Below are 24,280 nucleotides of genomic sequence, written 5' to 3'. Positions count from 1 at the left end.
TTCAGCTGACCTGGACGAGGCCGCGGCTGACGAGATTTTCAATTTCTTCAGTCGTGTGACCGAGAGCGCCCAGCACCTCGACCGAATGCGCGCCGATGCGGGGCGGATCGAGCATCAGGCCGGGGCGGTCATCATCCAGCGTCAGCGGCAAGGCGGGGAGCGATACTTCGCCACCTTCGGGAAGCTGCATATTCAGCAGACTGCCGTTGGCGAGGAGGTGAGGGTCTTCCAGCAGGTCTTCCGGGCGCTGGATGGGCGCGAAAGGCAGGCCGATCTTTTCCAGCTTGTCCATCAAATCCTGCTTGGAATAGCCGGCGAACAGGGCGCGCAGGCGGGGCAGGATAAGGCCGCGGTGGGCAACGCGGTCATTGTTTCCGGCGAGGCTGGGATCGGTGGCCCAGTCATCCAGACCGAAGGCCTTGCAGAAAGATGTCCACTGACCATCGGAGACAACGCCGACAAAGACTTTCTCGTCGTCCTTTGCATCGAACACATCATACACGGCCCAGGCCGAGACACGCGCCGGCATGGGCGCGGCGGGCGAACCGGTGACGGCGTATTGGGCGATATGCTGGCCGACGAGGAAGACGGTGGTTTCAAAAAGGGAGGCTGTGACGTGCCGGCCCTTGCCGGTTGTCTGGCGCTCGTTGAGGGCTGCAAGGGCGCCAATGGCGCCGAACATGCCGCCAGTGACATCAATGACAGAGGCGCCCGCGCGCAGCGGCCGGCCGGGAGGGCCTGTCATATAGGCAAGGCCGCCCATCATCTGGGCCACTTCATCCAGCGCTGTCCTGTGCGCATACGGACCGTCGAGGAAGCCTTTTTCCGAACAGTAGATAAGGCGCGGATTGCGCGCGGAGAGGGCGCTATAGCCAAAGCCGAGCGCTTCGAGGGCGCCGGGGCGGAAATTCTCGATGAAAACATCTGCCTGATCGGCCAGGGCGAGGGCAATGGCCTTGCCTTCCTCCGATTTCAGATCGATCGCGAGGCTTTTTTTGTTCCGGTTATACATCGGGAAATAGCCAGCGCCGGAGCCCTTGAGCTTACGCGTCTTGTCGCCGCCGATCGGCTCGACCTTGATCACTTCGGCGCCAAGATCCGCCAATACGAGACCGGCCGCCGGGCCCATCACCATATGAGTGAATTCAAGTACGCGCAGTCCATGCAGCGGCCCGCCGGTCTTGCTCATACCTGATACTCCCTGAACTTCCTGCCCGCGATGATTGCCATTACTTGCTCAAATGATATATCTTTTCAAGCGAGGGCATACATTCTTTGATATAACAATCAGGTGGAATTCGATGAGCAGCGTATTGATCAGCGAAGTTGGGCCGCGTGACGGCCTGCAGAACTGCAAGGCGATCATGCCCACAGCAGAGAAAAAGCGCTGGATTGCGGCGCTGGCTGAGGCGGGCGTGACGGAGATCGAGATCGGATCTTTCGTGTCGCCCAAACTGCTGCCGCAGATGGCGGATACGGCGGAGGTGCTGGATTTCGCCGTGACAATTCCGGGGCTGACGGTGGCCGTGCTGGTGCCCAATCTCAAAGGCGCGCAGGCGGCGATTGACGGCGGCGCGCACAAGATCACGCTGCCGATGTCGGTCTCGGAAACCCATTCGCTGCGCAATATCCGGCGCACGCATGCGCAGGTGATCGAGGAGGCACAGGCGATTGCCGATCTGGTGAAATCGCTGCCGGAGGGTACGCGGCCGCATTTTGAAGGATCGCTCTCCACGGCATTCGGCTGCACGCTGGAAGGGCCGGTGCCGGAGGCGACGATCCTGCGCTGCGCCGAGCAGCTGATGGCGGCCGGGTGCGATGAGGTCGGCCTGTCGGACACCACGGGCTATGGCGATCCGGCGTCCGTGAAACGGCTGATCCGGGCGGTGCGCGGGGTGGTGGGGGCGGAGAACCTCACGGGCGTCCACCTGCACAACACGCGCGGGCTGGGGCTGGCCAATGCGCTGGCTGCCTATGAGGAAGGCATCACGACGTTTGACGGCTCGCTGGGCGGGCTGGGCGGGTGCCCGACGGCGCCCGGCGCCAGCGGCAATGTTGTAACCGAAGACATGGTGTTCATGTTCGAGGCGATGGGCATTTCGACCGGAATTGACCTGCGCAAGCTGATGGCGACGCGCGAGATTGTGGCAGCGGCGCTGCCGGGGGAGGAGCTTTACGGCTTCACCCCGAAGGCGGGCCTGCCGCTGGGCTTCAAGGGCGAGCCGGTGCCTGCGCCTGCTATGGTGAGCTAAGGGGAGCAGCGCGGGGTGCGGGCAAATCTTCCGGCGTTAATCACGCTGATCGGGTATGCGGTGCTGCTTGTGGGCGTGAGCTTTTGGGCGGCGCGGCAGGTACGCTCGGAGGCGAGCTCTTTCCTTCTGGGCGGGCGGTCGCTGGGGCCGCTGGTTTCCGGGCTGGCCTATGCGGCGTCGAGTTCGAGCGCCTGGGTGCTGCTGGGCTATTCGGGGTTTGTGTACAGCACGGGCCCCTCTGCGCTGTGGATGATCCCTGGCATTCTGCTGGGCTACGCGGCGGTGTGGCTGTTTGGCGGGCCTGTGCTGCAGGCTGCGAGCCGGGACAAGGATCAGCTGACGCTGACCGCCTTCCTGACGGAGACAGCCGGGCCGCGGGTGACGCGGCTGATCCAGATTTCGGCGACGCTGATGATCGCCTTCTGCTTTTCCTACTATATCGCCTCGCAGTTTCAGGGCGCAGGCGTGGCCTTTGATGATCTCTTCGGCATCGGTATGACCGGGGGCATCCTTCTGGGCGCTGTGATCATTCTGGCCTACACCTTTGCGGGCGGCTTCCTTGCGGTGTCGGTGATCAATACCGTGCAGGGCGTGGTCATGATGCTGGTGGCGATTCTGCTGCCGGTGCTGGCTTTCAGTGCGGCGGGTGGGGCGGGCGGTATTGCGAGCGCGCTGGACGATGCGCCGGCCGGTTACCTCTCCCCTTTCGGCGGACGGGCGGGCTGGGTTGCGGCAGGATTTGTTCTGGGCATGACGGCGACGGGGTTTGGCGCGCTGGGCCAGCCGCATCTGATCAGCTGGATCATGGCGGCGCGCGATTCCAGGGCGCGGGTGATGGGCGCGGGCGTCGCCATTGGTTGGGGCGCGGTGGTCTATGCCGGCATGGCGATTCTCGGGCTTTCGGGGCGAGCCCTGTTTGGCGCCGACACACCGGCTGAAGGCATCTTCTTCAAACTGGCCGGAGACCTACTGCCCGGCATCCTTTCCGGGATTGTCGCGGCGGCGATCCTTTCGGCGATCATGTCGACCGTGGACAGCCAGCTTCTGGTGGCGAGCGGGGCAATCAGCCATGATCTGGGGGCGGCCCGCCTCATGGGCGGGCGAACAGTTCTGGCGACGCGCCTTGCCATGCTGGCCGTGAGCGTGGTCGCGGTGGGGCTGACGCTGGCGCTGCCCGCAACGATCTTTGACCGGACCCTTTTTGCATGGTCGGCCCTCGGCGCGAGTTTCGGGCCGGTGGTGGTCTTGCGCGCCTTTGGCAGGCGGCCGGGCGGGCCAGAGGTACTTGCTTCGATCCTGGCAGGATTTCTGACTTCGCTTGCTTACGAGTTCTTCCTGGATTCCGGACCGGGCGCCGTCTGGGCACGCACAGTGCCCTGGCTTGCGGCAGTCGCGGCGCTGATGCTGGTCAGAATTGTTGCAGGGCAGCACAAAGAGACGCTTGGCGCCTCTGCCAAGTTGTGAGATGCAAAAGATATAACTATAAAAGATATATCCTTATGGGGGCCCAGAATGCTGTTTGCTCGTCACATCGCGCTGGCTGTTGCCGCAGTGATGGTTTCCGCCTGCGCGTCTCTGAGCGAGGCGCAGGGGCCTAAGCTCAATCCGTCGAACCCGGCAGACGCCCTGACGCTGATGCGCAAGGTGCATTGCTCGACAGTGGACAATGAGCCGGCCATCTTCTGGTGGGAGGGGGAGACCTTCTCGCGCCGGCAGGGAGAGAAGGACATCCACCTCTTCGACGTTGAGGGCTATAATATCCGCGCCTGTGCGGCGATTACCAACGAGGCGGGCCTGAAGGGCTACCAGCTCGTGTCGCGTGAAATCCTTCTGTACAAGGATAAGGATACGGGGGAAGTTCTCAAGACCTGGGCCAACCCCTGGACAGGCGAAGATGTGGAAGTACTTCATGTCGCCAACGACCCGGTGAACTGGAAAGTCTACGAGACCGGACGTGATGGGCAGCCTGTAAACTGGGGCGGCGAGGTGAGCGGACCGTTCTGGTGGCTGCGCTCGACCATTCCGCTCTGGTATCCCAATCCGCTGGCCGGGGATTACCAGAAAGAGATTGGCGGAACTTATCACGCTACGGAGCTTTTCAATTTCTTCGGAAATGCCGGGGAATTGCTCGACCCGAAGACGAAAACAGCTTCGGCGACCGTTGCCTGGACGCGCGTGGCCGACTGGTTGCCCTGGATGATGATGAATGGCCGGGAAGGCGTGATGTATATTCACACCTCTGGCCGCAAGGTCGCCAGCTATGACGAGATTTCCGACACGATGAAAGCGGAGATCGCGGCGCACTATCCCGAGTATGCAAGCCCGCCGCCTGAAGGTGATCCGCGTGCGAACATGACGAGCTGGACTTACTTCAAAGGGATCAGGGATGGATCGATCAAGAAGCCAGATCGGTAACTATCTGATTTAAATGAGAAAACCATAACGAAAAAGGCCGGAGCGATGCTCCGGCCTGGTCTGTTTTCTTTTGATCTCTAATCAGATCAGAAAGTTTTTCCGTCATAGGATTTCCAGTCGGCGCTGATGAACTTTTCGTCGATCAGTGTACGCTGGAAAAGGCGGTCTTTCTTGAACCACTGCCAGGTGCGCGAACGAGACTGGCCATCATCGGAAAGCTGGATCATCTCGTAGAGATAAAGGTCTGGTTCGCCTGTGCGGGTCCAGTTGAGCATGGTGGTACGCTTGAAATCATCAAGGGGAACATCGCTGGCCCAGCCATTGATCAGTTCATTGTCCCAGGCGATACGCCCGTTGACGATGTTTGCAGGGAAGTCCCTGATTTCACTGCGGCCGTCCGCCCACCGATAGAAATTTGTCTGGTGATAGGCCGGGCCGGTTTCCGGGAAACGGCAGAGCAGGCGGGAGGCGTGCTCATCGGTCTTGTTACCCTCGGCGTCATAGTAACGATAGACACCTTCCCACACGCCTTCATGGCGCGCGAGCAGGGGCATGATCTTTTTCAGTTCTGTGGAGGTGATGGAGTCGGTCATGGCTGCCTCATTTCTGCTCTGACTGTGCCTCGAATGTCACGCGTGTGTCAAAATAATCTCGTCTGCCCACGGAAAAGAGCTTGCCAAGCATATAAACGCGACTGATCATGAATGGTATATCATTTGGCGTCACTGTCGAGACGTGGTGTCGCGCGCAGAATGACGCAGCGGGGAGTACCTGACATGAAGAAGACAGTATTGTTGGCTGGTGCCGCCGCTTTGGCGATGTCAGTTCAAACCTTTCCGGGTTATGCCCAGGAGGCCTCGGAGGAGACCGAGCTGAAGCAGGACGTCATTGTCGTCAGTGCGCGCAAGAAGGATGAGGGCCTTCTCGAAGCGCCGGTGGCCGTCAGCGCCTTCAGCGAACAAGCCATCGAAAACCTGCAGCTGGAATCGGTCGATGATATCGCCCGGTTCACGCCCGGTCTTTCGTTCAGCAAGGCGTTTGGCCGGTCCACCGAGCGCCCTGTCATCCGGGGTCAGTCCAACGTTCTGGCCGGCGTGCAATTCGGCGTGGAATCGGGCACGGCCTACTTCATTGATGGCATCTATTATTCCGGCTCGATCCAGAACCTTGATCCCAATGACCTGCAGCGAGTGGAGGTGATCAAGGGACCGCAATCGGCGCTTTACGGTCGCAACACCTATGCCGGCGCGATCAACTTCATCACCAAGGGCGGCACGGAAACTTTCGAAGGCACGGGCAAGGCCCGTATCGGCAGCAACAATACGAAGGAGTTTTCCGCATCCATCTCCGGGCCGCTGTTCAAGGGGCTGACCGGACGGCTGAGCTTCCGTGACTATGAGTATGGCGGCGAATACACCAACGCGGTGACCAACGAGACCGTTGGCCAGGAAGCGACGACCAGCATTGCCGGTGTGCTCGACTGGGAACCGATTTCCAATTTCGACACGCGCCTGCGGGTCAGCTTCACGGAGGACCGTGACGGCGTGCTGCCGCTGTTCCTGCAGTCGGCTGCTGAAAACAACTGCATGCCGGGCTACAGATCGCTGGCCTACTGGTCGCGTTCGGGCAGCACCAACAACAACCAGTATTATTGCGGCGTCATCAAGCCCGGACAGGTGGCGGTGAACTCAAGTTCAGATGCGGACGGGATACCGAATGTTATTCCCGGCGCGCCGCTGACGGCAACCTTTCCCTTCATGGCCGCTACTTACGGCCTGGGTGACGGGACAGCATTCGATGGCATCTTGCGCGACATGTGGGTAGCCAACTCGGTGTCGAACTATCGCTTTGGCGACTCTGGCTGGGAACTCAGCCTGCTGGCTGGCTATTCGAAAGAGCACAACAAGCAGGGCTATGACTCGGATCATTCGCCGGTCAACTTCTTCCTGTCCGGTCCAACGCTGGAGCCGTTCTTTGCAAACACCACACGCAAGGACATTGAGGATTACAGCATCGAGGCGCAGCTCGCCACGCCGCAGGACCAGCGCCTGCGCGGCATGCTGGGGGTCTATATGTATGACCAGATCCTCTATGAAGGCGATATCACCTTCGCCGATCCTTCCGGCCGGGCGGCTGATACCGGCAAGCGCACCGTGCGCAACGAAGCCGTCTTCGGTCTTGTCGAGCTCGACTTCACCGACCGTCTGACGGCCACACTCGAAGGGCGGTATGCGGAGGAAACCAAAACGGATCGCACCTCCACGGTGACACCGGAGGTTTCCTACAGCAAATTCACGCCGCGCCTGACGGTCGATTATGATCTGACCAATGGCGGTACGGTCTATGCCGTACTGGCGCAGGGCGTGAAGCCGGGTGGTATCAACGGCGCAATCGGCGAAGCGGTCGGCATGCCGACCTACAAGCAGGAAGAGTCCGACAATATCGAACTCGGCATCAAGACGCCGCTCCCGGATATGGGCGTGGGCAACTGGAACCTGTCTCTGGCCGGGTATTATACCGAAGCCACCAACGTACAGCTGACCTCCGCTGTGGCGGCGACCTCCGGGGCGATCAACTCCATCGCCACCAACCAGGGTGCAGGTGAAATCAAGGGTATCGAAGTTGATCTCAATGGCTATGTGAATGACATTGTCAGCGGCGGTTTCACTTATGCCTGGACCGATGCGAAGTTCACCGAGGGCTGTGATGCTGATGAGTGGATCATGTCGTCGGGCGGTGGCAACTTCACGAGCCCATCGACCCAGAGCGGCGTTGACTTTACGTCTCTCTTCCCTGGGTCGGGGCCTGCTTCCTGCTCGATCGCGGGCCGCACATTCCCTCTGACATCGGAGCATCAGGCAAGCGTGTTCGTGCGTCTTGATTTCCGCGATGCGGGTCCGTTCGGCTCTGACTTCTTCATCTCCAGTGACCTGACCTACGAAAGCTCTAAATTCGTGCAGATCCACAACGCGGCCGAGACAGGCGACGCTACTCTGCTGGGGGCCCGTTTCGGATTTGAGACCGACAAGTGGACGCTCGCGGCTTATGGCCAGAACATCACCGATGAGGACTCCATCGTGGTGGCAACGCGCTGGCTGCAAGGGCCTTATTTCTCCACGGGCTTCAGCTCGAATACTGCGCCCACGACCGCTTCTCGTGGCGCGCCGCGTGCATTCTTCGGCTCGCTTCGCCGCGGACCGCAGTTTGGCGCGGAGCTGCGTGTCCGCTTCTGATCGGACATACAGCCAACTCTGGCGGCGCCGGACTCCCGTCCCGGCGCCGCTTTTTTCTGTGTGCAGATGTTCCCTTGAGGACTAGAGCTGCGCAGCTTCCAGGACTGCATAGGCGGCGCGTTCGCCTGTTTCCAGTGCGCCTTCCATGCCCGTGTGCAGGAAGGAGAGATGCTCCCCGGCAAAGTGCAGCCGCCCGGAAGGCTCGGTGATGCCGGTGGCCCAGGCGCCAATCTGGCCCGGCGCCCAGTGCATGTAGGCCCCGCCCGAGCGAGGTTGGGTCTCATCCCAGCGCACAACCTTGATGCCGCGCGTGCCGGTGCCGCGCAGGCGGGCGAATTCGGCATCGGCAATGGCGAACCAGTCTTCATCCGTGCGGCCGGGATCAGCGCCCTGGCCGTTGATCCAGCAGGTGAGGCTTGCCACTTCGCCTGCCTCGTCGAAGTTTGCGAAGACACGTTCGATGGGACCATCAGTCCACATTTCGATGGGCAGGCCGTCGGCCTCCCAGTAGCGCGCCTCGGGCTCGACATGAATCTGATGGATCCGGGTATAGGGCAGGGCACTGATCGCCGCGCGGCGCTCGGCGGAAAAGGTATCTGTTTCCGAAAGCGTCAGATCCAGCCGGCGCAGGGCGGGGAAAGGCAGGGTGCAGATTGCGAAGGGGGCCGTGTAGATCGTGCCACCGGCAGTCACTTCGACATGGGTGCCACGCTCGGCAATTGCTTCGGCCGGTGTTCCCAGGCGCAGCGTACCTTCGGCCAGACTGGCCGCCAGCGCTTCTGTAAAGCGGGAGGAACCGCCGGCAATGCGGTCTGACGGGCCAAGGGCGGCATCTTCGGCATAGAGTGTCAGGGTGCGCCAGACATTGGCGATGGAATAGGTGGCAAGGCTGTTGCCGTTCAGGGAACTGTCGATCAGCGCGCGCGAGGCCTCGTCAAAGCCGAGCCCGGCGAGGAAATCGCCGGCGGAGATATCGCTGGCGGGGGAAATTTCCCGCCAGGCGTAATTGTCTGCAAACGGATTGCTCCGTCCGGCGGCGACCAGCAAGGCAGCTGATGGCGTGAGCGGGCGAAAGGGGCCGGGGAAAGGGTTTTCCGGCGCGGCGGCCCAATCGCTCGCTGCCATGACGCGGCCAGCTGCAGCGACTGCGGCGTCGCGCGGACGGGGCGGATAGGGAACGACCGGCACGCCCAGGTCCAGCGCGGTCTTGCGCATCCTGGCATAGGTCTGGCCGACCTGCTGGCCGCCACCTTCCGGCATGCCCGGCACATCATCGAGCGTCAGGATGCGTCCACCTGGCCGCGTATCCGCCTCCAGGATCAGCACCTTCATGCCGGCCGCCTCCAGCATTCGCGCCGCATAAAGGCCGGAGAGCCCGGCGCCCAGAATGATGACATCGGCGGCATCCCGACGCCCTTTCGCGGGCACAGGTGCACAGGCTGATAGCAAAGCTGCGCCTGACAGGAGTGCAAATTTCCGGCGTGACATAGGCATATTGTGATTTCCTCTCGACGGGACGCTCAAATGATATACCAATTAAAACACGATAAGACGTGGAGTTGCGTTCGCGCAAGCTCCGAACAAGCGAGGAGTTTGTAGAATGGCGGAAACAGGTGAGTTCAGTCGCGGCTGGCCGGTAGTCAGCGCGGCGGCCATAGGTGTCGGACTCGGACTGTCGCCGCTGCCTTTCTATACGATCGGGGTGATGATCCCGCCGATGCTGGCAGAGTTTGGCCCGATGGGCTGGGCGCCGGGCGACATTCTCAACGCGCTGGCGATCTATACCTTCGGTGTGTTCGTGGCTGCTCCAATGGTCGGCATCATGGCACAGCGGTTTGGTGCACGCCGGGTGGCCTTGATCTCGACGGTAACGTTCAGCCTTGCGATGATGGCGCTGGCCTTCAACAATGGCTCAAAACCTCTCTACATATTCTTGTGGCTTCTGCTGGCGTTTGCTGGCGCGGGGACGCTTCCGATCACCTTCACACGCCCGGTTGCCGCATGGTTCGAGAAGAACCGGGGTATTGTCCTGGGCATTGCTCTTATCGCCACCGGCGTAAGCGGGGCGCTCGCGAAATTTTTCGCGCAGTATATCGTTTCCAATCCGGAATGGCATTTCTTCAACGGGTCTGGCTGGCGCAGTGCCTATGTTCTGCTGGCCTTGCTGCCCCTGACGATTTCGCTGCCGATGAGTATCCTCAGCCTACGGGACATTGATGACAAGCCGGCGAGCACGTCGCCGCTGGTTCGCCTGAAGCTGCCAATTCTGGGTATCTCACTGCTCGGGACGCTGGGGCTGAGCGCGATTGTTTGGATGCAGGTTCTGCCCTTGATCAATATGCATGGTCCCCGTCTTGAATACCTGATGGCGATTGCTTTCTCGATCATGATGCTTCTGCCCGTGCTGGCAATGATCGTATTCGACATTCGCAAGTCACCTCCGGTGCCGGTTGAGGGCAAGGCGGTGGTGATGACGGGCATGAGCCTAGCGGCGGCGGCGAAAGATTGGCGCTTCTGGCTGCTCGGCATTTGCTTCATGCCGATCTCCTACGCAGTGGGCGCCGTCATTCCGAACATTGAGCGCATTCTTGTGCATCAGTCGTTCGATATTAATGAGGCAGTCGGTCTTGCCACGCTGACCGGGCTTGCCGTGCTGCTGGGCCGGGCAGTGGGGGGCTATCTGATTGACCGCTTCTGGGCGCCTGCGGTGGCGTTCGCCTTCCTCGCCTCGCCGGCGATTGCGCTCTGGCTTCTCGGTCAGCCGGGACTCACGCCGGGCATGGCGACGATTGCCATCCTGATGATCGGCTTCGGCGCGGGCGTGGAATATGATTTCATGGCCTACATCGTGTCGAAGTATTTCGGGATGAAATCCTACACCGCAATCTATGGCGCGCTGTATGCCTTCTTTGCGGTGGGCGCCGGTCTCGGGCCGTCGATCATGACCGATATTGCCGACGGCCGGGGTATTCACTTCCTGGGGGCCAATACTGGCATCCTGCCGGGCCATGACTGGCAGTGGACGCTGACGAGTGCGGCCATAATCCTGTTCATCTCCACGCTGCCGATCCTGGCACTCGGAAAGTACCGGTACGGACGGGAGCATGAGGCAGAGGCGCCGCCGGCGATTGCGCCGGCAGGCGCTGTCGCCTCCTCAGAGGTGTGATCTCAGAAGGGCTGCAACTTCTTCGGGCCACACGTCCATGAAGTTGTAGCCCCATTGGGGGCATTCGATGACTTCGCCATTGCGCACCAGTTCTGTTGCGCGGCGCGTGCATTCTGTGAGGTCGTCTGCCGGGTTGAGAATGGTGATCCGGTTTGGCAGGGTTTTCAGCGCCTGCTCGAAAGGCTCTGCAAAAGAGAAGGCGGCCGCATGGCCCCACTCATATTCTTCCCCCCCAAGCAGGTTCATCATCAGGGATTGGGCCAGCATTTCCAGCGTTGCGCCAGGGCCACGGCGCTCGATGATCCGCTGCCACATGGTGGAGAAGCGTGTGCCGGCGTCATCCAGCGGGATCGGGGTGAAATAGTCGGCAAAGAAGGCGCGCTCTTCATCCGTCAGCAGAGCAGCGGACACCATGGCGATGTTGCCAACATGGCCGGGGCGCATCACCGCCATTTCTGTTGCAACTTTTGATCCGGTATGATTGCCGAACAGCGCGATAGTGTCGTGGCCAAGGGCATCGGCCACCTGCCAGCAGGCCTCAGCATAGGCGGGCACCGTAGCGAGGTGCTCTTCCGGCGGCTTGTCGGATTGGCCATAGCCGGGATAGTCCGGCGCAACGACGATGCGTTCATCACCGATCACGCCCATCAGGGTTTCGAATTCCATGCCGCATTTCGGGCTCTGGTGAAGGCAGTAGAGCGGCGGCAGGGAGGAGGCCGCTTCGGGAACCGCTATGCGGTAGTGAAGCTGGCCGTATGTTCCGTCTGCATATGATTTTCTGACGCGGGCCATTATGCCTGTTCCTCTGAAACGGTGATGATGGGTTTGCCGACATTTGCGCCGCGCATGAGCTTGCCGAACAGCGCGGGTGTACTGTCCAGGCCGTCGGCATGGTCTTCCGCGAAGGCGAGCTTGCCGTCGCGAATCCAACCGCTGGCTTCGGTGACGTATTCATCCCAGCGGGGATAGAAATCGTAGACGACGAGGCCGAGCATCTGGGCCCGCTTGCCGATGACGGCGCCAGCATTGAGGGCATGGGGCGCAGGGCCGGCCGACTGGTAAGCATCCGCCAGGCCGCAGAGCACGCCGCGCACATACGTCCTGGAAACGGACAGTGCGGTCATTGCCATTTCAGCGGAGACGTTCTCGAAGAACACGCTGGCGCCTTCGGGAAGCGCTTCCTTCAGAGCGGCCTGCCAGCCTTCGGCCTTGTAATCGATGCAGGCATCGAAGCCGTAAGTGTCTGTCACGAGGCGGCATTTTTCGGGGCCACCGGCGATGCCGACGACTTTGGCGGCGCCCTTGATGCGGGCGATCTGGCCAGCCGTGCCGCCGACGGCGCCGGCCGCTGCGTCGACCAGCACAACATCACCGGCAGTCACCTTTGCCAGCTGGGTGATGCCCGCCCAAGCTGTCAGGCCGGGCATGCCGAGCACACCGATATGCGCGCGCAGGGGCGCGGCGGCCGGATCGAGCTTGCGGAAATGGCCCGGAGGCAGCGCGGCATATTCCTGCCAGCCGCCTTCCATTGCATGGACATAATCGCCCTCGGCAATACCGGGGGCGCGGCTCTCCACGACCTGGCCGACGATGGCGCCCGGGATGGCATCGGCCATCGGCGCCGGGGGCGTTTCCCCCATATGGCGGCCCCTCAGGCGCGAGCCGATATAGGGGTCGAGCGAGAGATAGATTGTACGCACCACGATGCCGCCGGGCGGACAGTCCGGATACGGCACATCAATCGCGACGAAGTCTTCCGCCACGGGCGTGGCGGAGAGCGCAGCTTTCAGCGTATAGCGTTTCATGCTTCGACAATCTCGATCAGGGCGCCATCAAGGTCTTTGATCGTGGCAGCACGCTTGCCCTGATAGATCGGACCATCGCGGCGGGTTGGCGGGGTGATCCAGGGGCCGGGCAGGCTATCGAATTCCGGATGCCAGAGCGTACCGACCGCGCAGCCGGGCACCAGCATGCCCTCATGGTGGGGGCGCGGGATGGCGGCGGGGGGATACTGGTCGAGTTCGAGGAAGACATCACGGCCATGGATCATGGTGGAGATCTTGTGGAGCTGTTCCATCGGCAGATCATACGCCTTGGCGATCATCGTATAGACGATTTCCATTTCCTCGCGCCCGACAGCCAAGCCGCAATGGCGCACCATCCAGTCGAGCGAAGCCTTCATGTCGCTGCAACCGAGGACTAGGATGAACAGCTTGTCGATGGTTGAGGCAGCGCGCGGAAGGTCGAAGGCGGGCAGGTCGTCGCGGATCTGGGTGAGATAGACGATTTCCTCGTCCGGGCCTTTGACCTGCATCGGGTAGATCGCGTCGAGGCCCTCGATCTCGCGTGGGGGGCCGATGATCTCGAAGGGGGAGTTTTCCATACGCGCATTGGCGGTCAGAACATCCTGAACGCAGATCTCGATGGCGTTCCAGCCATAGGAGCGCAGGGCCTGGTAACCAGCCACCGGGGGCTGCTGGATGAGACGGAGATAGACCTCGGCGCCGGAGGAGGGCTGCATCACGGCATAGGGCAGGCCGGCAGACGCCGGAGCCTGCCAGCTGGCGGCGAGATCTGCAGGCACATCGCCGCGCTCCACGACCGAATAGTCGAAATATTTGGCATAATTGGCGATTGAACGTTCCAGATCGGAGACAGTCAGCGTGGCGGCTCTGAGCAGCTTCATGAATGGGCCTTTTCTTTTGTTATGGCCTCTGGAGGCCGTCCAATAAAAGATATATCATTTGAATCGATTGGGCCAAGCTGAAAGGATGCAGATGGCGGCGTACATGATCGTTTTTGCGCGGGTGAAGGATCGCCAGCGCTTCGTGGCTGAATATGCAGCACCGACTGCGGCGCTGATCTCACGCTTTGGCGGGGAATATGTCGTGCGCGGCCCGGGTGTCGAGTCGCTTGAAGGCGGCCTGTTTGACGGGGCGAGCACGGTAATCTCGAAGTGGCCGGACAAGGCGGCGATCCGCCGCTTCTGGGACAGCCCGGAATATCAGGCGCTGAAAGCCGCGCGCCAGCCGCTGGCCGAGGCACATGTAATGATTGTGGAAGACCCGGCATGAAACATTTGCCGCTTCTGTGTCTCGCTCTGCTTACCGCCTGCGTCACCGCGCCGGCAGGGAGCGGGAATACATATCCAGATGGTCTGCCTCCGGATGTTTCAAGGCGTGCGCTGCTGCCCGCCGCCGTGCAGGCCAATCCCGGGCTCTCCGCGCGCGACATCATTGCGGCGGCGCATGAGGCTGCCGGCGGGGAAGACTGGCGCGATGTGAAAAGCCTTTATCTTGAAGGCTACAACATCATCCGCCGGGCGGACGGCTCCGAAGTGCTGTGGGACAGGTATGCCATGTGGCGGGAGTTTTCCGACAGCAAGGCCAACGCCCATGCTGCGGAGGGCAAGGTGCGGATCGAGGCGTGGAGCGGCGAGACGCTGGCGATGCTGATCAGCTTCGATGGCGAGACGACCTATGATCAGAATGGTCCGATGCCGGAAGAGGTGGCGGCGAAGGCCTGGGCGTCGAATTTCGGCTTTGGCGCTATCCGCAACGCGCTGGATGAAGGCTGGACACAGGCGCGTCTGCCCGACGATCTGATTGATGGCTTGCCTGCCTATATGGTTGAGCTGACGGATCCTGCGGGCGGCAAGACGAAGTTCGGTATCCGCCAGTCAGACTTTGCCACCGTGTATGCAGGTTTCAGCACGCCGCGCGGTTGGCATGAGCGGCGCTATTCGAATTTCTTCACCGTGCCGGGCTCGCGCTGGGTGCAGCCTGGCCGCGTGCGGCTTTTCTATGATGGCATGAAAGCGAACGAGGCGGTCTGGACCAGGGTGGAGATCGGCGCACCGATTGATCAGTCCGTGTTCGTTATTTCAGAAGAACCGGAGCGGCCGACCTTCTGACAAGGCCGGGCGCGGGCCAGAAAACACTGTGGCGCCCCTCGCCAGATGGGCGCCACTTTTATTGCCCTGTTTCAGAAGGGTTTTACGGCGCCGAAGAATGCCGTGGTAAGAATGCCGGCCCAGTAGGTGTAGGCGATCAACCGGGCGACCTTGATGGAGCGGTCGAGCCTGGCTTCCACTTCCGGATTGGGGCCTGCCGCCAGGATGGGGAACAGGGCACGCCATTCATGCATCACCAGCCGCAAGCCGAAGCCGAGGATTAGCAGCAAGCCATAGGTGAGCATCTTCGCTGAGAACCATTTCTGGCCTTCGCCTGCCAGGAACGGACCATAGCCGAGAAGCGAGGAAATCGAGCAGATGATCAGCAGGGGGATGACAATATAGCGCGTCCAGTCTTCAATGTCTGACAGCAGTTTTCCCAGCGGTTTGCCGCGATTGGAGAACGCGCCCCAGGTAATGGCCATCCAGAGAACCCAGAGGCTCCACATCGCGACCAGCCAGCCGCCGCCGAAAGGCTGCACGCCCCAGAGATAGCCCATATGCAGGCCAAGGGGCAGCAGCGATATGATGCCCGTACGCGCCATGATGTCGATACGGTAAGCCGTATCCATGTGGCGCGAGCGTTCCTCCAGAGACAGGGCGGGGTTCACGACCTTGTAGGAGGTCTGGAACACGCCCCATTCGCCGCCAAGCCAATAGACCATAGCAACGATATGCAGCCATCGGAGGATTGGCAGCTCGTAGGCCGCAAGAAATTCTAGCATGGTGCCTCCCAGCGAAATGATCAAAAGATATATCTTTTAAGCTGGGTGGTGCGTAAAATTCCATAGTGGAAAATACTTAGGCGCGATGTTTCTGCGGGTCTTTCCGTATGCGTTGCATTGGGGGGGGCCGCGCGCACAAAAAAGCGCCCGCAGAGCGGGCGCTTTCCTTATCATGAATGGGCCGGGTGGCTCAGGGCGTCGTGGTGGCGAATTCCTCGGCCACCTCTTCGGAGGAGGCTTCCTCGCCGCGTTCGATGGCTTCCCGGTCCTGCTGGACGATGCGCAGAACGCGGGCGATGTATTCCTGCGTCCAGGCGCCGCGTTCTTCGGCTTCCTTCTTGGTCGGCGTGAAGGCTTCGATCGACGCCTTTGTCACCTTGCCGTCCCGCTCCATCAGGCGTTCTATCGTATCCATCCGCTCCCGGAGGACTGCGACTTCCTGCATGAGGGCGAGGGTTATGTTCATCACGCGCTCGACATCAGGGTCTTTCAGGAACCAGGGGCGTTTGCCCTTGGCTTTGGCGCCGGAGAGGGCGAGGGGATCAAGTTTCGTGGTCATGGTTCAGGCTACCTTCCGCGCGCCGATGACGTGCCATGCGGCTTTGCGGCCATAGTCTTCCTGCTTGGTATCCTTCGCGGCCTCGGGGAAGACTTCCGGATCAACCACAGCGGCCACGCCGCCATGAATGAGGGCGTCTTTCGCAAAGCCCGCCTTTTCCATCCATGCGTCGAGATCAATCTCGTGCATTTTCGTCCAGAAGGGCTCGTTATTGTAGAAGGCGTCCCAGTCGCGCATGGCCTGTTCGAACAGCGGCATGTCGGCGGTGTATTGAGGCTGCTCGACGTGCAGCACGATACCGCCCGGCTTCAGGAGACGTTGGGTTTCCGCGAAGATTTTCGGCATGGATTTGTAGCTGGTCTCGTGCAGGAACATCGTCGACTGCACCCAGTCGAAGCTGTTGTCTTCAAACTGCGAGAGGTCTGAAACATCGCCCTGGATGAAGGTGATGTTGTTGACCCCGAGCGACTTGGCGCGCGCCAGACCGTAGCGCAGCATCGGTGCGCCCGCGTCTACGGCCACAATCTCCGCATCCGGATAAGCCTGGGCGAGCGGCACGACATTGTGGCCGAGGCCGCAGCCGATATCAAGGATCCGCTTCGGTTTGAAGTCCGGCATGTTCTGCTTGACCCATTCGGCGACAGCGACGCCGCCGCCATCATTGAAGCGGCCCAGCATGCCGCCCGTGGTGGCGAAGATGCCGATGTCATAATTGGCGGGGCCAGTTACATCGCCGGGCACGAGTTCGGTGTGATAGCTGCCGGGCATGCAGTGATGGTCGATAGCCTCGGTCGAGCGAGGCTGCCTGAAGCCGGGTGCGAGCACCAGGCGGCTGTCGCTTTCGGTCATTTCCCGAACCTTGCCGTTGAGATCATCGGCTTGGCGGAGGGTTACCCAGCGTCCGGCCTGCTGGCGCGATTCCATCGTGCCGCGGCGCAGCGCTGACCACCATTGCCACATCGGATCCTGGGTCAGGGCTTTGCGCACTTCATGGCGATCCTTGAAGCTGCGCTTTTCCTTCTTCTCGAAGGCGGGCTTGATTCTGGCCTCGAAGGCTTCGCCGACACCCGGCATGATATTGGCCGCCAGATGGCGGTTCATATGGGCGAGGAAATTGAACCGGGCGACCTCATCATGCGTGGTTTCCGGAAAAACGCCATGGCGGCCGACAACGCGGTAGTCCGGGGGGCCGTCATAGGCGCGCGGCGCGGGCGCTGCCTCCTTTTTGGCCGCTTTGCCTTTCGGCGCTGTTTTGGGCGGGCGCACCGTGTCAGCCATCCTATTCCTCCTGCGCTAGGGTCAATTCACAATTGACCTACAACCAAAAGATATATCATTTAGGCGAAATGACCAAGTAGGGGAGATTACCCATATGAGCACCCGGATTGTCGCACTTTTCAATCTTAAACCCAGCGTTTCCGCTTCAGACTATGAAAATTGGGCGAAAACAAAGGACATTCCCACCGTCAATGGCCTGAACTCCGTCGATGCATTTGAAGTTTTCCGGTCCACGGGTGTGCTCGGCTCCGATGCCAAGCCGCCTTTTGCCTATATCGAGATCATCGATGTGAACGACATGGAAGGCTTTGGCGCCGAGGTCAGCACCGAAGCGATGCAGAAGATTGCTGCCGAGTTCCAGCCGATGACCGACGACCTGGTCTTCATTCTTACCGACAAGATCGGCTGAGGGCGGCGGATGGGAACGCTTACCGGCAAGACGGCCGTTATTACCGGCTCTGGCCGCCGCAAGGGGCTTGGTGAAGCCATCGCCCGCAAGCTGGCTTCAGAAGGTGCGAATATCGTCATCTCCGACATCGGCAAGACGCGCGACGCCGCTACGGGGGAAGCCCATATCGGCACGACGGAAGAAATGGAATCGATCGCCGAGGAGCTTCGCGGGCTGGGCGTGCAGGTGTCCACCTGCGTTTGCGATGTGCGCAGCCTTGAGGAAGTCCGCGCGCTGGCCAGGCATGGCGCGCAAACGCATGGATCGCTCGACATCTGGGTGAACAATGCGGGCATCGGCTACATCATGAAGCCGCTTCTGGAGGTTTCGGAGGCTGACTGGCGGGCCGTGATTGATGTGAACCTGACCGGAGCTTTCTTCGGCCTGAAGGCCGCTGCCGAAGTCATGATCGCGCAAGGCAAAGGCGGGCGGATCATCAACATCGCCAGCCAGGCGGCCAAGTCTGGCTTCCCGCATGCACAGGCCTACACCTCGTCCAAACACGGCCTTGTCGGCCTGGTGCGGTCTGCGGCGATTGAGCTTGGGCCCAACGGGATCACCGTCAACAATGTGTGCCCGAACCATGTGACCACGGGTCTTGGCGCCTGGCAGAACGAGTATTTCTCCAAGGTGACCGGGCATGCCTCTGTCGAGGATTACATGACCAGTATGGCCAATCGCATTCCGATGCGCCGCCCCGGCCTGCCGGAAGATACGGCGAACGCTGTTGCCTGGCTGTGTACGGATCAGGCGGCCTACATCACGGCTGAAAGTATGAACGTTTCCGGAGGGGAGGAACCCCATTGACCAAGCTGCCACCTGATCCTGCGCCTGAAGGGTTTACCTGGCCGGGCGGGGCGAAGCTCGCCCTGTCGGTTGTTGTGAATGTCGAGGAAGGCGCCGAGCGCCGGATTGATGAAGGCGATAAACGGCCTGAGCCCGTTGACGAGCTGGGCGCCGTGCCCGGCAAGCCGATCCGCGTGCATGGGAACGAGACAAACTATCAGTATGGCATCAATCGCGGCGCGCCGCGTGTGATCCAGATTCTCGACAAGGCGGGCATTAACGCCACCTGGACGGTGTGCGGTTTGGCGCTCGAGAAGGCGCCCTGGCTGGCGAAAGCGATTGTGGATCGGGGCGATGAGCCCTGCAACCACGGCTACAAATGGGCCTTCACCGCTTTCATGGAGGAAGAGGCTGAGCGCGCCTTTATCGCCAAGGGCACCGAGAGCATCGAGAAAACCTGCGGGCGCCGTCCTTCGGGCTGGCTGTCACGATATCTGCATACGGACATCACGCGCCGCCTGATTCTCGAGCAGGGCTATACTTATCATATGGACGACTATTCGGACGACTTTCCCTATTGGGCGAAGGTCGCGATGGCCGACGGCACGGAAAAGCCCATGGTGGTGTTGCCCTATGCCATTGATTCCAATGATATGAAGTTCTGGCTTTCGCCCAGCTTCACGCCGGATATGTGGCTTGATTATGCGCGCCGGTCTTTTGACTGGCTGTATGAGGAAAGCCAACGGGAAGGCGCCCGGATGATGAGCCTCGGCCTGCATCTGCGCATTATCGGACGGCCCGGACGGATTAGGGCGTTTGCAGATTTTCTCGACCATGTGAAAGGGCATCCGGATGTCTGGGTGGCGCCGCGCGAGCAGATTGCCGCGCATTTTGCCAGCCAGGTCTCTGCGGACACCGCCCGGTGATCTTTAGCCAGAGGGGGCTTGCGCAATGAAGATAACGACTGCGGGTGTTTTGATTGCTGTCTGGGGCTGTGCTGGCTGCGCCTTGGCGCCGGAGCAGGCTCCGGCAGCGGCGGAAGGAGCGCCGGCGCTCCTGGGGTCGGAAAATCCGTATCCGGTTCATCCGATCAACCTGCGCCGGACCACGCTTGTTGTACGGGACGTCGAGGCGTCCTTGCGCCTCTATCGGGATGCGTTGGGATTTGAGGTTGTTTATGATCAGGAACTGACCTCGCCCGGACTGGTGACCCGCCACGGCGCCGATGGCATCAATCGCTCGCGTCTGGTGCTGACGCAGACCAACAGCGCGGCCATGGGCATGATCGGTCTCTGGCAGTTTCTGGACCAGACGGAGAAGGATACGGCCCCGCCGAGCGTGGCAGACTTTACGCCGGGAAATGTGGTTTTGCTGTTCAACACCACCGATCTGGAATCGCGTTTCGCAGCAGCGTCTGCTGTGCCGGGCATTCAGGTAATCAGCGCGCCGGCAGAGCGGCATTACCCATCCCCGGCCGGCGATATCATCGTTATGGTTTCGATGCTTGTGGACCCGGATGGCTACACGATCGAACTCAACCAGATGATTTCCGACCCCCGCGCCGCCCGCTAGGGCGGCCTGTCGATTTCCACCGGCTGAGACATTGACACCTTACGGTATCGGTTTAATTTGTCCGGACAAAGTTTCGGTTTGGATTTCCTTATGCCATCAGTTTATCGCTCCTTTCTTTTCGTTCCTGGCGCGCGGCAGGACCGGTTTGCAAAAGCCGTTGCCGCAGGGGCAGATGCCGCCATCATCGACCTGGAAGACGCTGTGCTTCCCGGTGAAAAGGACAAGGCGCGCGCTGATGTTCTGGCCTGGGTGAGCGCGTGGGACGGCAAGGGGCTGGCTGTCCGCATCAACTCTCCGCGCACCGCCCATGGGTGCGCTGATATTGCCGCCTTTGCGGCCTCCGGCCTTCTGGCGAAACTTGATTTCATCATGGTGCCCAAGGCGGAAACGGCGGTTGATCTGGAGATCGTCGCAGAAGCCCTGGGGGTGGACATTCCCCTGATTGCCGTCATGGAAAGTGGCCGCGCGCTCGCCAATGTTCAGTCAGTGGCGGCGAAAGCGACAGGCGGCATGCTGTTCGGGGGCGCCGATTTTTCCGCGAGCCTTGGCGCCGATCTTGCCAACTGGGACGCGATGCTCACCGCGCGCGCACTGGTGGCTGCCGCCTGCGGGGCGACCGGAATTCCGGCCTACGATGTGCCCTATCTTGATGTGAAGGATCCTGCCGGCCTTACCGAGACAACCCACAAAGCCCGCCTTATGGGCTTCTCGGGCCGCGCCTGCATCCACCCCGACCAGGTCGCGCTCGTCAACGCCGCTTTCACGCCAAGCCAGGCCGAACTCGCCGAAGCGCAAGCTATCATTGATGCGCTGAACGCGGCGCAGGGCGGCGCCGTGTTGCACAAGGGCAAGCTGGTTGACCGCCCCGTCATTCTCGCGGCCGAGCGCGTACTCAGCAAAGCAAAATCAGTCTAAGGAAGAAAGTATCCATCATGGTCCAGAATTGGAAACAGGTTGGCCCGAACCGCTACCGCGAAACCTTCGGCCGCTATTTTGAAGACTTTAACGCTGGCGACATCTACGAGCATCGTCCCGGCAAGACCGTCACCGAATACGACAACCACCTGTTCACGCTGCTGACGCTGAATACGCATCCGATGCATTTTGATGCGGAGTTTGCCAAGGCGTCCGAGTTCAAGCGCAATCTCGTCGTCAGTCCGTATACGCTCGCCTTGCTGATTGGCATGAGCGTCACCGACACCAGCCAGAAAGCCATCGCCAATCTCGGCATGGATGAGGTGAAGTTTACGGCGCCCGTTTTCGCTGGCGACACGATCTATGGCGAGAGTGAAGTGCTCAGCAAACGGGAAAGCCAGAGCCGTCCCGGCCAAGGCATCGTGACCATCGTCACGCGGGGTTACAACCAGGACGGCACGATGATCTGCACGTTCAAGCGCAACATGCTCATCCCCTCGCGCGGCAATGCCGTGGAAGACAAGGTCGGCAATTACTGATCGGGTTGCCCGGTCGGTTCAGGAGAATGCATATGGCTGACACGACATATCTCAGCGAAGAAGACGAGCGCCAGATCCTCGACTCGATCCAGAAATGGCTCGAGAAGAAGGTCGCCCCCGTGGCGATGCAGCTCGAGCACGACAATATCTGGCCCGCCGATCTCGTGGCCGACATGACCGAGCTTGGCCTGTTCGGCGCGCTGATTCACCCTGATTATGGCGGGCTTGGCCTGTCGGCGACGACCTATTCCAAGATCGTCACCATGATCTCGGAAGAATGGATGAGCCTGTCGGGCATCTTCAACTCTCACCTGATGATGTCGATCGTTGTGCAGAAATTCGGCACCGACCGGCAGAAGGAATACTGGCTGCCGAAGTTTGCCGCCGGTGAGCTGCGCGGCAGCCTCGGTCTGACTGAGCCGGACGCAGGCACCGATCTTCAGGGCATCCGCACGGTAGCGCGCCGTAAGGGCGACAAATACATCGTGAACGGAACGAAGACCTGGATATCCAACGCGATCGAGGGGCATTGCGTGGCGCTGCTTGTCAAGACCGATCCCGATGCGCAGCCGCGCTATAAGGGCATGTCGATCCTGATCGTTCCGAAGATCAATCCGGAAACGCGTGAGCCGCTACCGGGTGTCAAGAATGGCCGCAAGCTGGAAAAACTCGGTTACAAGGGCATCGATTCGGGCGAGTTCATTTTCGAGGATTATGAGTGCGACGCTGAGCTTTCCCTTGTGGGCGGCAAGGAAGGCGAAGGGTTCTTTATGGCGACCGGCGGTCTCGAAATTGGCCGGATCAACGTGGCGGCGCGTTCGGTCGGGATTGCCCGCCGCGCGCTGAAGGAGAGTGTCCGTTATGCCCAGCTCCGGAAGACGATGGGCAAGCCCATCTGCGAGCATCAGGCCATCCAGCTGAAACTCGGCGAGATGGCCGCCAAGACGCGCGCCTCCGAACTTCTCGTCCAGGACGCTGCGGCGGCCTATGACCGTGGCGAGCGCGTGGATATGGAAGCAGGTATGGCGAAATATTTCGCGTCGGAAACGGCGGTCGAAGTAGCCACCGAAGCTATGCGCATCCATGGCGGCTATGGCTATTCCAAGGAATATGTCATCGAACGGCTCTACCGTGACGCCCCTCTGATGTGTATCGGGGAAGGCACAAACGAGATGCAGCGGATCATCATTTCCAAACAGCTCGTGAAGCGTAACCCGGCCTGATCCTGATCCATGGCAGTCGGTGTAAGGAGGGTAAGAACAAGATGACACGGCTTCTCGAAGGCATCCGCATTCTCTCGGTCGAGCAGTATGGCGCAGGGCCCTATGGCACGCAGCTGCTCGCCGATCTGGGGGCTGAAGTCATCAAGATCGAGGATGGCCAGCGCGGCGGGGATGTCTCCCGCGCAGTCGGGCCTTACCTTCTCGGCGAAGGGGATTCTGATTTCTTCCAGACCTTTTCGAAGGGCAAGAAATCCATTGATATCGACCTCAAGAGCAAGGAGGGGCGCAAGCTTTTCGACACGCTTGTGGTCTCTTCCGATGCGGTCGTGAACAATCTTCGCGGCGATCAGCCCGTAAAGCTCGGCCTCGACTTTGCGCGGCTCGGCGCCGTCAATCCGAAGATCGTTTGCGCCCACCTTTCGGCCTATGGCCGGAACAATTCGCGTGCAGGCTGGCCGGGCTATGACTACCTGATGCAGGCGGAAGCCGGCTTCATGTTGGCGACGGGGGAGCCTGATGGCCCGCCGATCCGCTGCGGTCTTTCGATCATCGACTTCCACACCGGCAGCCATCTCGCCACAGCGATTCTTGCCGGTATCCTCGGCGCGCAGCGTTCAGGGACGGGCTGTGATGTCGATGTAACGCTGTTTGATACTGCGCTGCATCAGCTGTCCTATCCGGCGACCTGGTATCTCAACCGCGGCCACGCGACCGAGCGCCTGCCGCGCGGCGCGCACCCCTCCATCGCGCCGAGCCAGCTGGTGAAGACAAAGGATGGCTGGGGCTTGTTGATGTGCCAGACGCCGAAATTCTGGGATCTTTTCTGCGAACTTGCAGGCGCTCAGCATCTCAAGACAGATCCGCGTTTTGCCACCAATCCGGCACGCCACAAGAACCTTGCACAGCTCACGGAAGTGGTTGACGAAATTCTCAGTCATCGGACGAGCCAGGAATGGGTGGACCATTTTGCCGGGCAGGTTCCGTTTGCGCCCGTGCTCGATATCCCGCGCGCGCTCGACAATCCCTACCTCGCTGAAACCGAGATGCTTGAGGTTGTTGCTCACCCTTCCAAACCGGAAGGTCTGCGTACCCTGGCGTCCCCTTTCCGCGTGAACGGGAAACGCCCCGTCACCTCGCGGGCGCCCGAGCTTGGCGAGCATAATGGCGAGTTCAGCCAGGGCGCGCCGGCAAAGCCATGAAACTCGCCGGTCTCAAGG

Annotated in this window: 24 protein-coding genes; 15 read left to right on the top strand and 9 right to left on the bottom strand. The window is 60.9% G+C overall.

From position 1 onward, the window contains the following. Position 1: 1 nt before the first annotated feature. Complete coding sequence (locus tag HPO_RS11155) at positions 2 to 1,189, bottom strand: CaiB/BaiF CoA transferase family protein (protein WP_035598562.1); 1,188 nt, start codon at positions 1,187 to 1,189, stop codon at positions 2 to 4. Between the two features lie 112 nt (positions 1,190 to 1,301). On the opposite strand from HPO_RS11155, the gene HPO_RS11150 reads away from it, so the two are divergent. The 3 genes from HPO_RS11150 to HPO_RS11140 are packed head-to-tail and all read left to right on the top strand — an operon-like array spanning position 1,302 to position 4,667. Then, positions 1,302 to 2,252 (top strand): hydroxymethylglutaryl-CoA lyase, encoded by a 951-nt coding sequence (locus tag HPO_RS11150; RefSeq protein ID WP_035598560.1) that lies wholly within the window; start codon positions 1,302 to 1,304, stop codon positions 2,250 to 2,252. A gap of 15 nt (positions 2,253 to 2,267) precedes the next feature. Continuing rightward, a complete protein-coding gene (locus HPO_RS11145) occupies positions 2,268 to 3,716 on the top strand; it encodes a sodium/proline symporter (protein WP_035598558.1) in 1,449 nt (482 codons plus the stop codon). Between the two features lie 48 nt (positions 3,717 to 3,764). After that, complete coding sequence (locus HPO_RS11140; protein WP_035598555.1) at positions 3,765 to 4,667, top strand: DUF1838 family protein; 903 nt, start codon at positions 3,765 to 3,767, stop codon at positions 4,665 to 4,667. 86 nt (positions 4,668 to 4,753) lie between these two features. Here HPO_RS11140 and HPO_RS11135 read toward each other — a convergent pair whose 3' ends face one another. Continuing rightward, the gene (locus tag HPO_RS11135) at positions 4,754 to 5,260 is read right to left on the bottom strand and encodes a hypothetical protein (protein ID WP_035598552.1); all 507 of its coding nucleotides are present in this window, start codon (positions 5,258 to 5,260) and stop codon (positions 4,754 to 4,756) included. A 183-nt stretch (positions 5,261 to 5,443) separates the two neighbouring features. Between HPO_RS11135 and HPO_RS11130 the strand changes: the two genes are divergently transcribed. Then, positions 5,444 to 7,900: a TonB-dependent receptor gene (locus HPO_RS11130; protein ID WP_162174037.1), complete on the top strand. Its 2,457-nt coding sequence runs from the start codon at positions 5,444 to 5,446 to the stop codon at positions 7,898 to 7,900. An 81-nt stretch (positions 7,901 to 7,981) separates the two neighbouring features. Here HPO_RS11130 and HPO_RS11125 read toward each other — a convergent pair whose 3' ends face one another. Further along, positions 7,982 to 9,394, bottom strand: a complete 1,413-nt coding sequence (locus tag HPO_RS11125) for a flavin monoamine oxidase family protein (RefSeq protein ID WP_084324276.1) — start codon at positions 9,392 to 9,394, stop codon at positions 7,982 to 7,984. A 106-nt stretch (positions 9,395 to 9,500) separates the two neighbouring features. Here HPO_RS11125 and HPO_RS11120 point away from each other — a divergent pair, with 106 nt between their 5' ends. Continuing rightward, the gene (locus tag HPO_RS11120; protein ID WP_035598546.1) at positions 9,501 to 11,066 is read left to right on the top strand and encodes an MFS transporter; all 1,566 of its coding nucleotides are present in this window, start codon (positions 9,501 to 9,503) and stop codon (positions 11,064 to 11,066) included. On the opposite strand, the gene HPO_RS11115 is transcribed toward HPO_RS11120, so the two are convergent. From HPO_RS11115 to HPO_RS11105, 3 genes are read right to left on the bottom strand one after another with little or no spacing between them, the layout of a single operon-like run. Further along, entirely contained in the window at positions 11,055 to 11,858 is an 804-nt protein-coding gene (locus HPO_RS11115) for an alpha/beta fold hydrolase (RefSeq protein ID WP_035598542.1), read from the bottom strand. The two genes, HPO_RS11120 and HPO_RS11115, sit on opposite strands and share 12 nt — an antisense overlap. Continuing rightward, positions 11,858 to 12,871: an MDR family NADP-dependent oxidoreductase gene (locus tag HPO_RS11110; RefSeq protein ID WP_035598539.1), complete on the bottom strand. Its 1,014-nt coding sequence runs from the start codon at positions 12,869 to 12,871 to the stop codon at positions 11,858 to 11,860. The genes HPO_RS11115 and HPO_RS11110 overlap by 1 nt, the downstream gene beginning before the upstream one ends. Then, positions 12,868 to 13,752 (bottom strand): VOC family protein, encoded by an 885-nt coding sequence (locus tag HPO_RS11105; RefSeq protein ID WP_035598536.1) that lies wholly within the window; start codon positions 13,750 to 13,752, stop codon positions 12,868 to 12,870. Before HPO_RS11105 ends, HPO_RS11110 begins: the two co-directional genes overlap by 4 nt. 91 nt (positions 13,753 to 13,843) lie before the next feature. Between HPO_RS11105 and HPO_RS11100 the strand changes: the two genes are divergently transcribed. Both HPO_RS11100 and HPO_RS11095 read left to right on the top strand, forming a co-directional pair. Next, a complete protein-coding gene (locus HPO_RS11100) occupies positions 13,844 to 14,140 on the top strand; it encodes a DUF1330 domain-containing protein (RefSeq protein WP_035598832.1) in 297 nt (98 codons plus the stop codon). Next, positions 14,137 to 14,979 (top strand): hypothetical protein, encoded by an 843-nt coding sequence (locus HPO_RS11095; RefSeq protein WP_035598535.1) that lies wholly within the window; start codon positions 14,137 to 14,139, stop codon positions 14,977 to 14,979. The genes HPO_RS11100 and HPO_RS11095 overlap by 4 nt, the downstream gene beginning before the upstream one ends. 71 nt (positions 14,980 to 15,050) lie before the next feature. Here HPO_RS11095 and HPO_RS11090 read toward each other — a convergent pair whose 3' ends face one another. The 3 genes from HPO_RS11090 to HPO_RS11080 all read right to left on the bottom strand — a co-directional run bounded on the left by HPO_RS11090 (position 15,051) and on the right by HPO_RS11080 (position 17,580). After that, a complete protein-coding gene (locus tag HPO_RS11090) occupies positions 15,051 to 15,743 on the bottom strand; it encodes a hypothetical protein (RefSeq protein WP_035598533.1) in 693 nt (230 codons plus the stop codon). A 190-nt stretch (positions 15,744 to 15,933) separates the two neighbouring features. Continuing rightward, entirely contained in the window at positions 15,934 to 16,302 is a 369-nt protein-coding gene (locus HPO_RS11085; RefSeq protein ID WP_035598530.1) for a hypothetical protein, read from the bottom strand. A 3-nt stretch (positions 16,303 to 16,305) separates the two neighbouring features. Then, positions 16,306 to 17,580 (bottom strand): class I SAM-dependent methyltransferase, encoded by a 1,275-nt coding sequence (locus HPO_RS11080; protein ID WP_035598527.1) that lies wholly within the window; start codon positions 17,578 to 17,580, stop codon positions 16,306 to 16,308. Between the two features lie 94 nt (positions 17,581 to 17,674). Here HPO_RS11080 and HPO_RS11075 point away from each other — a divergent pair, with 94 nt between their 5' ends. The 8 genes from HPO_RS11075 (at position 17,675) to HPO_RS11040 (ending at position 24,262) form a co-directional block, all read left to right on the top strand. Then, positions 17,675 to 17,989 (top strand): REDY-like protein HapK, encoded by a 315-nt coding sequence (locus HPO_RS11075; RefSeq protein ID WP_035598524.1) that lies wholly within the window; start codon positions 17,675 to 17,677, stop codon positions 17,987 to 17,989. 9 nt (positions 17,990 to 17,998) lie between these two features. Beyond that, complete coding sequence (locus HPO_RS11070) at positions 17,999 to 18,835, top strand: SDR family NAD(P)-dependent oxidoreductase (RefSeq protein WP_035598521.1); 837 nt, start codon at positions 17,999 to 18,001, stop codon at positions 18,833 to 18,835. After that, a complete protein-coding gene (locus tag HPO_RS11065) occupies positions 18,832 to 19,740 on the top strand; it encodes a polysaccharide deacetylase family protein (RefSeq protein ID WP_051612538.1) in 909 nt (302 codons plus the stop codon). The genes HPO_RS11070 and HPO_RS11065 overlap by 4 nt, the downstream gene beginning before the upstream one ends. A 25-nt stretch (positions 19,741 to 19,765) precedes the next feature. After that, on the top strand, positions 19,766 to 20,386 hold the full coding sequence (locus HPO_RS11060; RefSeq protein WP_035598518.1) for a VOC family protein: 621 nt from the start codon (positions 19,766 to 19,768) through the stop codon (positions 20,384 to 20,386). Positions 20,387 to 20,476: 90 nt separating this feature from the next. Further along, a complete protein-coding gene (locus tag HPO_RS11055) occupies positions 20,477 to 21,301 on the top strand; it encodes an HpcH/HpaI aldolase/citrate lyase family protein (protein ID WP_035598515.1) in 825 nt (274 codons plus the stop codon). A gap of 17 nt (positions 21,302 to 21,318) precedes the next feature. Continuing rightward, on the top strand, positions 21,319 to 21,840 hold the full coding sequence (locus tag HPO_RS11050) for a MaoC family dehydratase (protein ID WP_035598512.1): 522 nt from the start codon (positions 21,319 to 21,321) through the stop codon (positions 21,838 to 21,840). A gap of 32 nt (positions 21,841 to 21,872) precedes the next feature. Then, positions 21,873 to 23,063: an acyl-CoA dehydrogenase family protein gene (locus HPO_RS11045; protein WP_035598509.1), complete on the top strand. Its 1,191-nt coding sequence runs from the start codon at positions 21,873 to 21,875 to the stop codon at positions 23,061 to 23,063. Between the two features lie 41 nt (positions 23,064 to 23,104). After that, complete coding sequence (locus tag HPO_RS11040) at positions 23,105 to 24,262, top strand: CaiB/BaiF CoA transferase family protein (protein WP_035598506.1); 1,158 nt, start codon at positions 23,105 to 23,107, stop codon at positions 24,260 to 24,262. Positions 24,263 to 24,280: the final 18 nt, after the last annotated feature.

Origin of the sequence: Hyphomonas polymorpha PS728, assembly GCF_000685315.1 — a bacterium.
GTDB classification, from domain to species: Bacteria; Pseudomonadota; Alphaproteobacteria; order Caulobacterales; family Hyphomonadaceae; genus Hyphomonas; species Hyphomonas polymorpha.
The sequence above is the reverse complement of the archived record's forward strand: the minus strand, read 5'-3'. Positions and strand labels throughout refer to the sequence as shown.